This window comes from Paraburkholderia sp. A1RI-2L (assembly GCF_048957375.1).
Taxonomy (GTDB): Bacteria; Pseudomonadota; Gammaproteobacteria; order Burkholderiales; family Burkholderiaceae; genus Paraburkholderia.
On record NZ_JARBTA010000003.1, the window covers coordinates 844,986 to 860,006 of the forward strand.

Annotated in this window: 18 protein-coding genes and 1 pseudogene; 13 read left to right on the plus strand and 6 right to left on the minus strand. The window is 63.7% G+C overall.

The features are described 5' to 3' along the window. Nucleotides 1–17: 17 nt before the first annotated feature. Complete coding sequence (locus PWP93_RS27030) at nucleotides 18–242, minus strand: SymE family type I addiction module toxin (RefSeq protein WP_421046753.1); 225 nt, start codon at nucleotides 240–242, stop codon at nucleotides 18–20. Between the two features lie 91 nt (nucleotides 243–333). Further along, nucleotides 334–684, minus strand: coding sequence for a helix-turn-helix domain-containing protein (locus tag PWP93_RS27035; protein ID WP_421046754.1), 351 nt, complete (start codon nucleotides 682–684; stop codon nucleotides 334–336). A gap of 137 nt (nucleotides 685–821) precedes the next feature. Between PWP93_RS27035 and PWP93_RS27040 the strand changes: the two genes are divergently transcribed. From PWP93_RS27040 to PWP93_RS27055, 4 genes and pseudogenes are all read left to right on the plus strand, one after another. Beyond that, nucleotides 822–3,353 carry a CHC2 zinc finger domain-containing protein gene (locus tag PWP93_RS27040; protein WP_421046755.1) on the plus strand — a complete coding sequence of 844 codons (2,532 nt, stop codon included), beginning with the start codon at nucleotides 822–824 and terminating at the stop codon, nucleotides 3,351–3,353. After that, nucleotides 3,350–4,438, plus strand: a complete 1,089-nt coding sequence (gene xerC / locus PWP93_RS27045) for a site-specific tyrosine recombinase XerC (protein WP_421046756.1) — start codon at nucleotides 3,350–3,352, stop codon at nucleotides 4,436–4,438. Before PWP93_RS27040 ends, xerC begins: the two co-directional genes overlap by 4 nt. Nucleotides 4,439–5,207: 769 nt before the next feature. Continuing rightward, on the plus strand, nucleotides 5,208–5,423 hold the full coding sequence (locus tag PWP93_RS27050; RefSeq protein WP_421046757.1) for a hypothetical protein: 216 nt from the start codon (nucleotides 5,208–5,210) through the stop codon (nucleotides 5,421–5,423). Between the two features lie 310 nt (nucleotides 5,424–5,733). Next, a pseudogene (locus tag PWP93_RS27055) lies at nucleotides 5,734–7,072 on the plus strand (hemagglutinin repeat-containing protein); the annotation flags it as partial. A 705-nt stretch (nucleotides 7,073–7,777) separates the two neighbouring features. Here the strand turns inward: PWP93_RS27055 and PWP93_RS27060 are convergent. Both PWP93_RS27060 and PWP93_RS27065 read right to left on the minus strand, forming a co-directional pair. Then, the gene (locus tag PWP93_RS27060; protein ID WP_421046758.1) at nucleotides 7,778–8,209 is read right to left on the minus strand and encodes a hypothetical protein; all 432 of its coding nucleotides are present in this window, start codon (nucleotides 8,207–8,209) and stop codon (nucleotides 7,778–7,780) included. A 173-nt stretch (nucleotides 8,210–8,382) separates the two neighbouring features. Then, nucleotides 8,383–8,967 carry a helix-turn-helix domain-containing protein gene (locus PWP93_RS27065; RefSeq protein ID WP_421046759.1) on the minus strand — a complete coding sequence of 195 codons (585 nt, stop codon included), beginning with the start codon at nucleotides 8,965–8,967 and terminating at the stop codon, nucleotides 8,383–8,385. Here PWP93_RS27065 and PWP93_RS27070 point away from each other — a divergent pair. The 5 genes from PWP93_RS27070 to PWP93_RS27090 all read left to right on the plus strand — a co-directional run bounded on the left by PWP93_RS27070 (nucleotide 8,899) and on the right by PWP93_RS27090 (nucleotide 10,869). After that, on the plus strand, nucleotides 8,899–9,417 hold the full coding sequence (locus PWP93_RS27070) for a CHC2 zinc finger domain-containing protein (RefSeq protein ID WP_421046760.1): 519 nt from the start codon (nucleotides 8,899–8,901) through the stop codon (nucleotides 9,415–9,417). The two genes, PWP93_RS27065 and PWP93_RS27070, sit on opposite strands and share 69 nt — an antisense overlap. After that, complete coding sequence (locus PWP93_RS27075; protein WP_421047025.1) at nucleotides 9,329–9,580, plus strand: hypothetical protein; 252 nt, start codon at nucleotides 9,329–9,331, stop codon at nucleotides 9,578–9,580. The genes PWP93_RS27070 and PWP93_RS27075 overlap by 89 nt, the downstream gene beginning before the upstream one ends. Nucleotides 9,581–9,596: 16 nt before the next feature. Continuing rightward, on the plus strand, nucleotides 9,597–9,923 hold the full coding sequence (locus tag PWP93_RS27080; RefSeq protein ID WP_421047008.1) for a toprim domain-containing protein: 327 nt from the start codon (nucleotides 9,597–9,599) through the stop codon (nucleotides 9,921–9,923). A gap of 551 nt (nucleotides 9,924–10,474) precedes the next feature. Further along, the gene (locus PWP93_RS27085; RefSeq protein WP_421046761.1) at nucleotides 10,475–10,759 is read left to right on the plus strand and encodes a hypothetical protein; all 285 of its coding nucleotides are present in this window, start codon (nucleotides 10,475–10,477) and stop codon (nucleotides 10,757–10,759) included. Next, nucleotides 10,708–10,869 (plus strand): hypothetical protein, encoded by a 162-nt coding sequence (locus PWP93_RS27090; RefSeq protein ID WP_421046762.1) that lies wholly within the window; start codon nucleotides 10,708–10,710, stop codon nucleotides 10,867–10,869. The genes PWP93_RS27085 and PWP93_RS27090 overlap by 52 nt, the downstream gene beginning before the upstream one ends. 198 nt (nucleotides 10,870–11,067) lie before the next feature. Here the strand turns inward: PWP93_RS27090 and PWP93_RS27095 are convergent, their stop codons facing one another. Continuing rightward, entirely contained in the window at nucleotides 11,068–11,550 is a 483-nt protein-coding gene (locus PWP93_RS27095; protein WP_421046763.1) for a hypothetical protein, read from the minus strand. Between the two features lie 450 nt (nucleotides 11,551–12,000). Here PWP93_RS27095 and PWP93_RS27100 point away from each other — a divergent pair, with 450 nt between their 5' ends. The 4 genes from PWP93_RS27100 to PWP93_RS27115 all read left to right on the plus strand — a co-directional run bounded on the left by PWP93_RS27100 (nucleotide 12,001) and on the right by PWP93_RS27115 (nucleotide 14,759). Beyond that, entirely contained in the window at nucleotides 12,001–12,492 is a 492-nt protein-coding gene (locus tag PWP93_RS27100; RefSeq protein ID WP_421046764.1) for a tyrosine-type recombinase/integrase, read from the plus strand. A 145-nt stretch (nucleotides 12,493–12,637) separates the two neighbouring features. Then, complete coding sequence (locus PWP93_RS27105) at nucleotides 12,638–13,027, plus strand: hypothetical protein (protein WP_421046765.1); 390 nt, start codon at nucleotides 12,638–12,640, stop codon at nucleotides 13,025–13,027. Between the two features lie 462 nt (nucleotides 13,028–13,489). Beyond that, a complete protein-coding gene (locus PWP93_RS27110) occupies nucleotides 13,490–14,458 on the plus strand; it encodes a hypothetical protein (RefSeq protein ID WP_421046766.1) in 969 nt (322 codons plus the stop codon). Nucleotides 14,459–14,486: 28 nt separating this feature from the next. After that, nucleotides 14,487–14,759: a hypothetical protein gene (locus tag PWP93_RS27115; RefSeq protein WP_421046767.1), complete on the plus strand. Its 273-nt coding sequence runs from the start codon at nucleotides 14,487–14,489 to the stop codon at nucleotides 14,757–14,759. Nucleotides 14,760–14,806: 47 nt separating this feature from the next. Here the strand turns inward: PWP93_RS27115 and PWP93_RS27120 are convergent, their stop codons facing one another. Further along, nucleotides 14,807–15,019: a SymE family type I addiction module toxin gene (locus PWP93_RS27120; protein ID WP_421046768.1), complete on the minus strand. Its 213-nt coding sequence runs from the start codon at nucleotides 15,017–15,019 to the stop codon at nucleotides 14,807–14,809. Nucleotides 15,020–15,021: the final 2 nt, after the last annotated feature.

The window sequence follows — 15,021 nt, forward strand, 5'->3', positions numbered from 1 at the left end:
ATTGTTTGCCGTGTTGCTCAATCGTGCGTGATGACGAGCCTGCCGTGTTCGACCTCGATCCTCACCTGCTGCCCCGCTTCGAATCCCGCAATCTCAAGCCATCTTCCCGATAGCTTGATCCACGGATAAAGCGGCGGCTCGGTGCGCGTTCGCGCATTGATGCGCCGGTACCGCCACGACTGCTGGACGGTGACGCGCCGCCCGGGATGGGCGGTGCATGCATTAAGATTGGCATCAGCCATGATCAACTCCTTGTGCGAGTTGGTTGTGGTCAGCGGGTCGCATGGGTTGCCGCCCATGCGACCCGCGCTTCGTTTACGCGGTACTTCTCCTTCAGTTGCTCATGACGCGGTTGACCTTGGCCCGCTTGACGAGGCTGTCCATCAGGATCACCAGCGCCTGCTGGTCCTCATCGGGCAAGGCATCCACTTCCTTTAGCAGCGCGTGCAGCTTCGGGTTATGCACGGTCGGCTCACTGGCCGTTACCGCACGCCCGGAAAGCTCATCAAGAGTCACGTTCAGCGCATCGGCAAGCTTGATGAGCGTGTCGAGTTGCGGAACGATGCCCCCACGCTCCCACCGGTTATAGGCGCGCGAGTTCACGCCGATCAGTTCGGAGAGTCGCGTCTGCGTGAGTTTGCGGGCTTCGCGCAGCGTCTTTAGTTGCTCTGCAAAGGCTGCCATGTTCAACGTCGTGAAAGACAAGGAGGAGGCAGTCATTGTATGAGTCCCTTTCTGGCAAACCCTTCAACACATCAAACATGTTTACATGGTAACCTACAAATGTGTCTATTGACAGGTTTTAGCCGAAAGGACGATCCATGCCCCGGATTCCGCATGACGAGCTGGAGAGGTTGAAGCGCGAGGTGTCGCTGGTGCGGCTGATCGAGTCGCAGGGGCACGAGCTCAAAAAGCGCGGGCGTGACTGGGTCATGCGCTGCGTGTTCCATGAGGAGGACACGCCCAGCCTCTCGGTGTCGGAGGCGAAGAACGTGTGGCACTGCTTCGGCTGCGGGGCCTCGGGCACGGTGCTGGACTGGGTCATGAAGACACAGGGCGTTTCGCTGCCGCACGCGGTGCAGTTGCTGCGCAACGATGCGCCGCTCGATGGCGCGGCCAGGGTGGGCGTGGCGCGTTCGCACGTGCGGCACCTGCCCTCCTTAGCCGCCGATGCCGACGAGGCCTCGCTGCTGCGCGAGGTGGCAGATGCGTATCACGGCACGCTGAAACAGAGCCCGGAGGCGCTGGGCTATCTCACGCAGCGCGGGCTCGTGCATGGCGAACTGGTCGACACGTTCCGGCTCGGGTATGCCAACAAGAGCCTGACGTACCGGCTGCCGCCGGGACACTCGAAGGAAGGCCGCGAGGTGCGCGAGAAGCTCCAGCGCGTGGGCGTGTATCGCGCCTCGGGCCATGAGCACCTGAACGGGTGTCTGGTGGTGCCGGTGCTGGAGCTTGAAACGGGCGCGGTGCGCCAGATGTACGGGCGGCGCATCGTGGCCAACCACAAGATTGCGGCGGGCCAGCCGAAGCACCTGTATCTGTCGCTGCCGCTCGCGGGCGTATGGAACGAGGCGGCGCTCGTCGCGAGCCGTGAAGTGATCGTGTGCGAGGCGCTGATCGATGCGATGACGTTCTGGTGCGCGGGGTATCGCAACGTGATCGCGGCGTATGGCGTGAATGGCTTTACGCAGGATCACTGGGCGGCACTGAAGCGCCACGGCACACGTGCGGTATGGATCGCGTATGACCGCGACGACGCAGGCAACACGGCGGCGGAAACGCTCGGCACCGAACTGCGCGAAGCGGGCATGGAGACATGGCGCGTGCTGCTGCCCAGGGGGATGGACGTCAACGAATACGCGAGGAAGGTGACGCCGGCGCAAAAGAGCCTGGGCGCGCTGCTGCACCAGGCTGAATGGATTGGCAAGGGCAAGCGGCCAGCGATTGCGGCTCCTGTTGAACCGGTGGTGATTCAGGAAGCGAAGGAAACCGAACCATCTCCTTCTTTAGCCGCCATTGCTGCGGTTGAAGCACCGGAAGCGCCAGCCGTGGCGCGGGTGGCCAGTGAGGAAACACCGCCCGCGCCGGCGGACGAACCGGACGTGAAGCAGACCGAAGGTGGCGAACTGCTGTTCACGTTTGGTGAGCGTATCTGGCGCGTGCGCGGCTGGCAGAAGAACCTCGGGCCGGAGCAGATGCGCGTGAATGCGCAGGTGCGCCGCGGCGACGCGTATCACGTCGATACGCTGGACGTGTACAGCGCGAAGGCGCGGGCACTGTACCTGAAGTCGGCGGCGGTTGAGCTCGGCTCACAGGAAGACACGCTCAAGCGTGATCTGGGCCGCGTGCTTCTGAAGCTCGAAGCGTTGCAGGACGAGGCGATCCGCGCCACGCTCGCGCCGAAAGAGGGCCCCGCCGTCGAGCTCGATGCGCTCGAGCACGCGGCGGCGCTGGACTGGCTCAAGGCACCGGACCTGGTTGCACGGCTCGAAGCGGACATGGCGCGCTGTGGCGTGGTGGGTGAAGCGACCAACCTGCTGGCTGGCTACATGGCGGCGGTGTCGCGCAAGCTCGATGCGCCGCTCGCGGTGCTGAACCCATACGCCGAACAGTTGACGTTCATGGACGGCAAGACGCGCACGCGGCGCGATCACATGAAGTACCTCACGCTGATCCGCGCGATTGCGCTGCTGCACCAGTACCAGCGCGAACACAAAACGCTCACGCATCGCGGCGAGGCGCTGACGTACATCGAGGTGACGAAGGCGGATATCGCGCTGGCGAACCGGATCGCGCACGAGGTGCTGGGGCGTACGCTCGACGAGTTGCCGCCGCAGACGCGGCGTCTGCTGGGGCTGATGCAGGCGTGGGTGAATGGGCGATGCGTGGCCACGGCGCAGAAGCAGAACGAATTCCGCTTCACGCGGCGCGACGTGCGTGAAGCAACGAGCTGGGGCGATACGCAACTGAAGGTTCATCTGGCGCGCCTGGTGGAACTTGAATACGTGATTGCGCATCGTGGGTTGCGCGGCCTGACGCACGAATACGAGCTGCGCTATGACGGCGCAGACGATGGCAAACCGCACCTGATGGGACTGCTGGATGCGCAAATCCTCGACAACGATGCAAACCGGTCGGGGTTAAACACAGACCGGTCGGGGTCTGGTCGGCCCCTGGTCGGGGGGCGGTCGGTGGGTGGCCGGGGTATCGAAACAAGCCGCAAAGCCATGCCGGATAAGGCTGATGTGGAAAACGCCGCGGCAGATGGCAAAAAAGCCGTATACAGGGAGAAAAATAACCCGCCCGAACGCCATCGTACTGACGCCCGTATTGCTGAGGATGCCAGATGAAAAAGCGCAACCTGCCGCGCGCGCCGCTGCCGGTGATCGGCCCGGTGGACGATGCACGCAGCCTGTATCACCAGATGCGCGCGTACCTGGAATGGCTGCGCACGCATCACTACAGCGCGGCGACGGTGACGGGTCGCGAGCACAACCTGCATGCGTTCATTGCGTGGTGCGACGAGCGCGGGTTGAGCTGGCCGCAGGAGGTGACGCGCCCGGTGCTGGAGCGCTACCAGCGGCACCTGTTCCTGTACCGCAAGGCCGATGGCGAGCCGCTGTCGGGTCGCAGCCAGTGCGCGCGGCTCACGCCGGTGCGGGCGTGGTTCCGGTGGCTGGTGAAGCAGCACCGCATCCTCTCGAACCCCGCAGCGGACCTGGAAATGCCGCGTGCGCAAAGACGCCTGCCACGCCACATCCTGAGTGCAGCCGAAGCCGAGCAGATCCTGAACGTACCGCGCGTGGACACGCTGCTGGGGTTGCGCGATCGGGCGATGCTGGAGACGCTGTACAGCACGGGGGTGCGGCGCGCGGAGCTCGTGTCGCTGGAGGTGGGCGACATCGACCCGGAACGCGGCACGCTGATGGTGCGCCAGGGCAAGGGCAAGCGCGACCGCCTGATCCCGATTGGCGAGCGTGCGCTGGCGTGGATCGGGAAGTACCTGGACGAAGCGAGGCCGCAGCTGGAGCTGGGCGATGGCAGACGCACGCTGTTCCTGACGCTGCACGGCGAGGCGCTGGGCCAGGCGCAGGCGGGCGAGCTGGTGCGGGGATATATCGATGCATCGGGATTGCACAAGAGCGGCGCGTGTCACCTGTTCCGTCACACGATGGCCACGCTGATGCTGGAGAACGGAGCGGACGTGCGGTTCGTGCAGGCGATGCTCGGGCACGCGGACCTGAAGAGCACGCAGATCTATACGCACGTGGCGATCCGTGCCCTGAAGGAGATCCACACGGCGACACATCCGGCGCGGCTGGAGCGGCGCGAACAGGACAGCATCGACGCCGCGAAGCCGGTGCGGGTGCTGCACCGCGTGGACGCGAAAGCGGTGGGCGGCGACATGGCAGCGGATGAGGATGGCCAGCAATAAAGTGAAGGACGAAGAACCGGCGTGCAAGGATCATGCGTCAGTTGTTGGGTGTCTACAGTAAGGAACGGCGGCCTGCGGCCGGAGGTGCACGAGGGCCGGGGGTAAATGCCGTGCCGGCTGTGCCGTCCCGGCATTTAACATAAGCGCGAGGGAATTAACGAATGTTGCATGCGCAACATTCGTTAATTCGCCTTATGTCTGGCGCCCCCGGCCCGCCGGGTGCGCGAGGCGCACAGCAAGAAGTCAGGGCCATAAACCGGCCATGATCCTGGAGCACGTAAAAGACGATGCAAGCGCGCTACGCGCGAAGGGTCACGGCCCCGCCCTCCCAGGGGTCTGCTGCGCTCGGGCTGCGGCCCTGCGGGCCTCCGCTCCGTGCTCGCAGCCGCCTCTGCCCGTCCGCCCCCGAGGGGCTCCCTCTTTAGCCGCCTCGGCGGAAAACAACCCCAACGACAAAAGCCAAAGCGTGCTTCGCATGCGGTGCAAGCCGCCGTGTCGTCTTGCACCGCATGACTGAGCGTCACACACCGCCCGCCGTCAAGGCTGCCCTGCGGCGCGCGTTGCGCGGCCTTGACGGGGTGAGCGCCGGACCTGCTGCAAACGTGATCGGGGGACTCGCACTGCTGGCCCCCGGAGGGTAACGCCGTGCTCGCCACGTCAAGGGTTCGCTGCGCCGGGCTTCGCCCGCCCTTGACGTGGCTGCGCGCGGCGTTGTTGGGAAAGGGCCAGCAGCGCGAGTCACGCGCGGCGGCCGAACTGGAGAAACGCCATGGAAATCGTGCTGAAGGTGGAGCGTGAGTTTGAACAGATCTGCGAGAACGCGGGCACGCGCCCGGAGGTGGTGCTGCGCTGCTTCATGTGGGACGTGACGGTCGCGGGCGAAGCGCAGCGCCCGCAGGCGCAGCACAGCGTGATGGAGCAGTTGCGGGAGCACGCGTGGGCGTACTTCCTGCGGCTGAACTTCCCTGAGCGGTACCGGGAGTAAGCGGCAGCAAACCGGGCTGTGGCGCGCCACGGCCCGGAACACCCAGGCCTGCGCGCAACTGGAACAGTGGTCCACCACGGTCGTGCTCCGCCGGGTTTGCCGTCGGCCTGCGGCCGCCGTCAAACCCGGCGGGAAATTGGGATGGCCGAAGAGGCATCTCTGGCAGACTCGCGGCTTCGGGCCAAAACCCGCGTCGGGGCAAAAATTGCAGGCACAGGGGCACGTCAGGGCGAAACGGTCTGCAAGCCGTTGGTGCATCAGGCAAAAACCGGATTCGACAACGGCGGTCGCGTCGGAACTGCGAGTTGCGGCAAAGAATCAGGTGAATGTGCTGAACACCACCGATACGGACAGCACGCGGTCGAGCAACAGCAGCAACAGCGCGAGCGCGGGCGTGTCCATCGGCACGAATGGCGTGGGCGTGTCGGCGGCGATGAGCAACGCGCACGGGGATGCGAACAGCGACGCGGCGATGCAGAACGCCTCGCACATCAACGCCAAAAACAGCGCGACGATCGTGAGTGGCGGTGACACGAACATCACGGGTTCGCAGGTGAACGCGAAAACGGTTGTGGCCGACGTGGGCGGCAACCTCAATATCCATTCGATCCAGGACACGACGACGAGCGCGGCGCACCAGAGCAGCGTGGGCGGCGGGTTCAGCATCAGCCAGACCGGCGGCGGCGCGAGCATCACCGGACAGTACGGTCACGCGGATGGCGACTACGCCCAGGTGAAGGAGCAGGCAGGGATCAATGCGGGCGATGGCGGGTTCAACGTCAACGTCAAGGGCAACACCGATCTGAAAGGCGGCGTGATCACCAGCACGGCGGATGCGGAAAAGAACAGTCTCACCACTGGCACCCTGACCTTCTCCGATATCGAGAACAAGAGTCACTACTCGGCCAACAGCATCGGTGGTTCATACGGTCTGTCGCCCGGCCCGACATCGGACAAGGCGGTCGGCCCCGCTTCGGTGCCGGGCGCGGGTGGCGTGGCGCCGATGATCGCGCAGAACGAAAGCGGCGACCAGAGCGCTACCACGCGCAGCGCCATCAGTGCGGGCACGCTCAACGTGACCGATTCGGTGCACCAGACGCAGGACATCGCGAGCCTGAGCCGCGACACAGCCAATACCAATGGCACGGTATCGAAAACGCCGGACGTGAACGATATCCTGAACCAGCAGGCCGACACGATGCAGGCCGCGCAGGCGGCGGGTCAGGTGGTGGCCCAAGGCATTGGCGCATTCGCCGACAGCAAGCGCGATGCGGCCATCGACAACGCGAAGGCAGCGGAGGCGCGCGGCGATACCCAGGCGGCACAGGGCTACTGGAGCGAGGCGAAGTCGTGGAGTGACGACGGGTCGAACCGGCTTGCGCTGCACATTGCAGGCGGTGGCCTGATCGGCGGGCTGGGCGGTGGCGGAATCGGCAGCGCGGCGATGGGTGCGGCGGGCGCGGGCATGGCGTCGTACCTGGCAGGGCAGACACGGCAGATTGCGGACTCGGTTGGCGGTGAGACGGGTTCAGAGCTGGCCGGCAAGGTCGCGGCGAACATGCTGGTGACGCTGGGTGGTGGACTTGTTGGGGGTACGGCGGGCGCGGCGTCGGCGTCGAACGTGAACCTGTATAACCAGTGGAACGACAAGTCGGGCGCGTATGCGGATGAGCAGATCGCGCAGGCGATGGGCGAAAGCGGCCGGAAGTCGGCGTCGCCGTTCGAACTGGTGATGATGGGCATTGCCAACGGGCTGAATGCTATCGTGGGTATGGGAGGTGGCAAGCCACCGACCGCGAGCCCAGGGGCGGTGCTGGTAGATGGCGCGGGACAGGCGCTCGCGGGTAGCACGAGTTCCAGTGCGTCCGTCGCCGGGTATGCGCCGGGTAATGCCATCTTCAATAGCGGTGATAATGGCAATGCACAGGGCTCAAACGGGGGCGCCAGTGCTGGCAATACCAGCGATCTACAAAATGCAGCGAATCAACCAATTAACGATTCTGGTCTGTCGTCTGCTGCGAGAGCGTGGGACAAACATGCTGGCCGTCCTGGCGGCACGTTTGAACCACTTACGGGCTCTATTGCTGACAAGAATGCTGCCGCAAGCGAGTTTGTGAACCAGGTCTTAAACGACCCGTCTACAACACAGACGAACCTCTCGCGCGGTGGTGTTGAATTCCGTTTGCCCAATGGCCAGGGGATAAGGTTTAATGCCGACGGCTCGTTCTCTGGCTTCTTGGATCCGAGGAAATAAGGTGAATCGAATGACTGGATTTAGTATCGACTTCGTTAGTGATATGGATCACGAACACCTTATGGCAGAGATAAGCTTCAACGGCCAGCGGCTCTGTGTGTTAGACAAAGAAGGCGGAAATGACGAGATGGAAATCGAGTTCCTGGCTGATTTGTATATCTTGCCGGAGAGTGTGAGAATGAAGTTCAGTCTTGCAGAGCTTCTGAAAACTATCGAGATTGCACGGTCTGACTTGGAAAAATGCGCATAGAGACGTAACAAGACTAACAAACCCGGCCTTGCGCCGGGTTTGTTGTTTGCCGTGTTGCTCAATCGTGCGTGATGACGAGCCTGCCGTGTTCGACTCCTCGATCCTCACCTGCTGCCCCGCTTCGAACAATCCCGCAATCTCAAGCCATCTTCCCGGATAGCTTGATCCACGGATAAACGGCGGCTCGGTGCGCGTTCGCGCATTGATGCGCCGGTACCGCCACGACTGCTGGACGGTGACGCGCCGCCCGGAATGGGCGGTGCATGCGTATAAGATTGGCATCAGCCATGATCAACTCCTTGTGCGAGTTGGTTGTGGTCAGCGGGTCGCATGGGTTGCCGCCCATGCGACCCGCGCTTCTACGCGGTACTTCTCCTTCAGTTGCTCATGACGCGGTTGACCTTGGCCCGCTTGGACGAGGCTGTCCATCAGGATCACCAGCGCCTGCTGGTCCCTCACCGGGCAAGGCATCCACTTCCTTTAGCAGCGCGTGCAAGCCAGTTATGCACGGTCGGCTCACTGGCCGTTACCGCACGCCCGGAAAGCTCATCAAGAGTCACGTTCAGCGCATCGGCAAGCTTGATGAGCGTGTCGAGTTGCGGAACGATGCCCCGCTCCCACCGGTATACGGGCGCGCGTTCACGCCGATCAGTTCGGAGAGTCGCGTCTGCGTGAGTTTTGCGGGCTTCGCGCAGATCTTTAGCTCTGCAAAGGCTGCCATGTTCAGCGTCGTGAAAGACAAGGAGGAGGAGTCGATTAAGCGAGTCCCTTTCTGGGCAAAACCCTAACCACCAAACATGTTTACAGGCCGGTAACCTAGCGCAAATGTGTCTATGACGGTTTAGCCGAAGGACGATCCATGCCCCGGATTCCGCATGACGAGCTGGAGAGGTTGAAGCGCGAGGTGTCGCTGGTGCGGCTGATCGAGTCGCAGGGGCACGGAGCTCAAAAAGCGCGGGCGTGACTGGGTCATGCGCTGCGTGTTCCGCGAGGAGGCGCGCCCAGCCTCTCGTGTCGGAGGCGAAAGAACGTGTGGGCACTGCTTCGGCTGCGGGGCCTCGGGCACGGTGCTGGACTGGGTGAAGACACAGGGCGTTTCGCTGCCGCACGCGGTGCGTTGCCGCGCAACGATGCGCCGCTCGATGGCGCGGCCGTGGTGGGCGTGGCGCGTTCGCAACGTGCGGCGCCTGCCCTCCTTAGCCGCCGATGCCGACGAGGCCCGCTGCTGCGCGAGGTGGCAGATGCGTATCACGGCACGCGGAAACAGAGCCCGGAGGCGCTGGGCTATCTCACGCAGCGCGGGCTCGTGCATGGCGAACTGGTCGACAGTTCCGGCTCGGGTATGCCAACAAGAGCCTGACGTACCGGCTGCCGCCGGGACACTCGAAGGAAGGCCGCGAGGTGCGCGAAGCTCCAGCGCGTGGGCGTGTATCGCGCCTCGGGCTGAGCACCTGGAACGGTGTCTGGTGGTGCCAGGTGCTGGAGCTTGAAACGGGCGCGGTGCGCCAGATGTACGGGCGGCGCATCGTGGCCAACCACAAGATTGCGGCGGGCCAGCCGAAGCACCTGTATCTGTCGTCGCTGCCGCTCGCGGGCGTATGGAACGAGGCGGCGCTCGTCGCGAGCCGTGAAGTGATCGTGTGCAGGCGCTGATCGATGCGATGACGTTCTGTGCGCGGGGTATCGCAACGTGATCGCGGCGTATGGCGTGAATGGCTTTACGCAGGATCACTGGGCGGCACTGAAGCGCCACGGCACACGTGCGGTATGGATCGCGTATGACCGCGACGACGCAGGCGCAACACGGCGGCGGAAACGCTCGGCACTGAACTGCGCCAAGCGGGCATGGAGACATGGCGCGTGCTGCTGCCAGGGGGATGGACGTCAACGAATACGCGAGGAAGGTGACGGCTGGCGCGCAAAGAGCCTGGGCGCTGCTGCACAGGCTGAATGGATTGGCAAGGCAGCAGCGGCCAGCGATTGCGGCTCCTGTTGAACCGGTGGTGATTCAGGGAAGCGAAGGAAACCGGAACCATCTCCTTCTTTAGCCGCCATTGCTGCGGCTTTTCGAAGCACCGGAAGCGCCAGCCGTGGCGCGGGTGGCCAGTGAGGAAACACCGCCCGCGCCGGCGGACGACGGACGTGAAGCAGACCGAAGGTGGCGAACTGCTTTCACGTTTGCGAGCGTATCTGGCGCGTGCGCGGCTGGCGTAGAGAACCGGGCCGGAGCAGATGCGCGTGAATGCGCAGGTGCGCCGCGGCGACGCGTATCACGTCGATACGCTGGACGTGTACAGCGCGAAGGCGCGGGCACTGTACCTGAAGTCGGCGGCGGTTGGAGCTCGGTCACAGGGGAAGACACGCTCAAGCGTGATCTGGGCCGCGTGCTTCTGAAGCTCAGCGTTGCAGGACGAGGCGATCCGCGCACGCTCGCGCCGAAGGGCCGCCGTCGAGCTCGATGCGCTCGGAGCACGGCGGCGCTGGACGGGCTCAAGGCACCGGACCCGCTGCACGGCTCGGCGGACATGGCGCGCTGTGGCGTGGTGGGTGAACGACCAACCTGCTGGCTGGCTACATGGCGGCGGTGTCGCGCAAGCTCGGTACGCCGCTCGCGTGCTGATCCAGTCGAGCAGCGCTGCGGGCAAGAGTTCGCTGATGGACGCGGTGCTGGACCTGATGCCGAAGAAGAGCATCCAGTACAGCGCGATGACGGGACAAAGCCTGTTCTATCTGGGCGAGACGGACGAGCACCGCATCCTGGCGTCGCCCAGGAAGAAGGCGTGCGGCAGGCGGCCTATGCGCTCAAGCTGCTGCAAAGCGATGGCGAACTGACGATTGCCTCGACGGGCAAGGACGGCGCGACGGGCAACCTGGTGACGAAGCAGTACCGCGTGAAAGGTCCGGTGATGCTGATGCACGACCACGGCCATCGACGTGGATGAAGAGTTGCTGAACCGTTGCCTGGTGCTGACGATCAACGAGCCATGCGAGCAGACAGATCCACGCGATGCAGCGCGCGGCAGAACGCTCGAAGGGCTGCTGGCCGACACGGAGCGCGCGCCATCGCTTGACCTGCACCGCAACGCAGCGGTTGTTAAAGCCCGTGCACGTGGTGAACCCATACGCCGAACAGTTGACGTTCATGGACGGCAAGACGCGCACGCGGCGCGATCACATGAAGTACCACGCTGATCCGCGCGATTGCGCTGCTGCACCAGTACCAGCGCGAACACAAAACGCTCACGCATCGCGGCGAGGCGCTGACGTACATCGAGGTGACGAAGGCGGATATCGCGCTGGCGAACCGGATCGCGCACGAGGTGCTGGGGCGTACGCTCGACGAGATGCCGCCGCAGACGCGGCGTCTGCTGGGGCTGATGCAGGCGTGGGTGAATGGGCGATGCGTGGCACGGCGCGAAGCAGAACGAATTCCGCTTCACGCGGCGCGACGTGCGTGAAGCAACAGCTGGGGCGCGCAGCGAAGGTTCATCTGGCGCGCCTGGTGGAACTTGAATACGTGATTGCGCATCGTGATTTGCGCGGCCCTGACACGAATACGAGCTGCGCGCTATGACGGCGCAGACGATGGCAAGCCGCACCTGATGGGACTGCTGGATGCGCATCCTCGACAACGATGCAAACCGGTCGGGGCTAAACACAGACCGGTCGGGGTCTCGGTCGGCCCCTGGTCGGGGAGGCGGTCGGTGGGTGGCCGGGGTATCGAAACAAGCCGCAAAGCCATGCCGGATAAGGCTGATGTGGAAAACGCCGCGGCAGATGGCAAAAAGCCGGCCTACAGGGGAGAAAATAACCCGCCCGAACGCCATCGTACTGACGCCCGTATTGCTGAGGATGCCAGATGAAAAAGCGGCAACCTGCCGCGCGCGCCGCTGCCGGTGATCGGGCCCGGTGGACGATGCACGCAGCCTGTATCACCAGATGCGCGCGTACGGAATGGCTGCGCACGCATCACTACAGCGCGGCGACGGTGACGGGTCGCGAGCACAACCTGCATCGTTCATTGCGTGGTGCGACGAGCGCGGGTTGAGCTGGCCGCAGAGGTGACGCGCCCGGTGCTGGAGCGCTACCAAAGGCACCTGTTCCTGTACCGCAAGGCCGATGGCGAGAGCCGCTGTCGGGTCGCGCGCGCCGCGGCTCACGCCGGTGCGGGCGTGGTTCCGTGGCTGGTGAAGCAGCACCGCATCCTCTCGAACCCCGCAGCGGACCTGGGAAATGCCGCGTGCGCAAAGACGCCTGCCACGCCACATCCTGAGTGCAGCCGAAGCCGAGCAGATCCTGAACGTACCGCGCGTGGGGACACGCTGCTGGGGTTGCGCGATCGGGCGATGCTGGAGACGCTGTACAGCACGGGGGTGCGGCGCGCGGAGCTCGTGTCGCTGGAGGTGGGCGACATCGACCCGGAACGCGCGCTGATGGTGCGCCAGGGCAAGGGGCAAGCGCGACGCCTGATCCCGATTGGCGAGCGTGCGCTGGCGTGGATCGGAAGTACGACGAAGCGAGGCCGCAGCTGGAGCTGGGCGATGGCAGACGCACGCTGTTCCTGACGCTGCACGGCGAGGCGCTGGGGCCAGGCGCAGGCGGGCGAGCTGGTGCGGGGATATATCGATGCATCGGGATTGCACAAGAGCGGCGCGTGTCACCTGTTCCCGTCACACGATGGCACGCTGATGCTGGAGAACGGGAGCGGACGTGCGGTTCGTGCAGGCGATGCTCGGGCACGCGGACCTGAAGAGCACGGATCTATACGCACGTGGCGATCCGTGCCCTGAAAAGGCGGAGATCCACACGGCGACACATCCGGCGCGGCTGGAGCAGCGCGAACAGGACAGCATCGACGCCGCGAAGCCGGTGCGGGTGGGTGCTGCACCGCGTGGACGCGAAAGCGGTGGGCGCGACATGGCAGCGGATGAGGATGGCCAGCAAAGGAAGGACGAAGAACCGGCGTGCAAGGACTCGCGCGACCGTTGTTGGGTGTCTACGGCAGTAAGGAACGGCGGCCTGCGGCCGGAGGCACGGGCCGGGGTAAATGCCGTGCCGGCTGTGCCGTCCCGGCATTTAACGCCAAGCGCGAGGAATTAACGAATGTTGCATGCGCAACATTCGGGTCATTCCCTTGCTCTGGCGCCCCCGGCCCGCCGGGTGCGCGCGAGGCGCACATAAGAAGTCAGGGCCATAAACCGGCCATGATCCTCGAGTGCGCAAAAGACGATGCAAGCGCGCTACGCGCGAAGGGTCACGGCCCCGCCTGTCCGGGTCTGCTGCGCTGGGCTGCGGCGCCCTGCGGGCCTCCGCTCCCGTGCTCGCAGCCGCCTCTGCCCGTCCGCCCCCGAGGGGCTCCCTCTTTAGCCGCGTGCGGCGGAAAACAACCCCAACGACAAAAGCCAAAGCGTGCTTCGCATGCGGTGCAAGCCGCCGTGTCGTCTTGCACCGCAGCCCCAAGCGTCTAACACCAGCGTCCGTCAAGGCCAGGCCCTGCGGGCGCGCTCACGCGCGGCCTTGACGGGGTTGGCGCTGAATCGCGGCGCGACGGCCACCGCTGTCATGGAGCGGTGGTCCACGACGGCCCTGTTCCGCCGTGCTTGCCGTCGGCCTTCGGCCGCCGTCAAACACGGCGGGAAATTGGGATGGGCAAAAAGCAATCTCTGGCAGACTGCGCCTCCAGGTCAAAACGCGCGTCGGGGCAAAAAATTGCGGGTACAGGGTCACGTCAGGAAAAAAGCGGTTGCAAAGCCTTGTTGCATCAGGAGAAAACCTGTCTCGACAACGGCGGGCGTGTCGGGGTGTACTGACCTGTATAACCGGCAGTTGCATCCGGAGGAAAGGACGCTGGCGAAGCAGTTAGCGGACAAGAGCGGCGGGCAGTACACGCAAGCGCAGATCGAGGATCAGATGCGAATCATGGGCGTGTCCGTGAATGGTGGGTCGGTGCCGTCTGGTGTTGCAGAGGAACTGAACGGTCGCACGCCGACCGATCCGGGCGCGCAGTGGATCAATACCGGCTTGACCAATGCAAACGGGAATCCGCTGGTTATCCAGTCGCTGCCACAGACGAATCAGGCGTTGCAGACCTTCATCATGGAGAACTACAACTCGGCCTCGCCGGGGGCGGTGCCGAGCGGGTATGTGTATCAGCCAACGCCGATTCCGGCGGATGTACGGGGGACGGTGGCGAATGTGGCGGGGGGTGTTTCGACGGCAGCCGGACGGTTTGGGGCAATCACTGCGGCGGGAGCCAGCATACCGTCGCCTTATGCACCGGGTCTGGCCACGGCAGCCTATATCGCTACCGCGACAGGCATGGCAGCCGATGCGGTCGTGCAGATTGCGAAGCCGGATGTGGGGCAATATGCCGTTTCGGGCGGAATCGGAATTGCGGCTGATGTTGCTTCGCGAAAGATTCCCGGTTTAACTCCGGCAATCAATGAAACCGCAAATGCGCTAAATAATACTGAACTATCCAATTCAGCCAAGGACTTCATTAACAAATTCTTTAACAAGTTTAACAAGTAATATGGGCGAAACTAATTAGGTGGATGAGATGCGAAACATCAGAATCATCAAGGATGGTAACTTCACGCAATGGTTTTGCTTGGTGTTGGTCGTCGTCGGTTTGGGGATTATGTACTTAACGCTTAAATTTGCGGAGCCCTCAATCTGGAGTAAAGGGCTGGTGCTTGTGGGATTTGGCATTGCGGCAGTGGGAGGCATGGCAAGCCGTGCTGCACTAGTTCACATAAAACCCTTCGGTAACAATTGGAAGAAGACTCGCAAGCGCTACGAAGTGAAGAACGACGAGCAGGACAAGTCCTGATAACAATAAACCCAGCCTAGAGCCAAGTTTATTGTTTGTGGTACTACTCAATCGTGTGTGATGAAAAGCCTCCCGTGTTCGACTGCGATCCTCACGAACTGCCCTGCCGCGAAGCCCGCAAGCTCAAGCCATCGCCCCGAGAGCTTTATCCACGGGCAAAGCGACGGCTCTGTGCGGGTTCGCGCATTGATGCGCCGGCAATCTGCCTCTGCTTGACGGTGTCTCGATTTATACCAGCGCTGCAACGTGCTGCACGTCATCG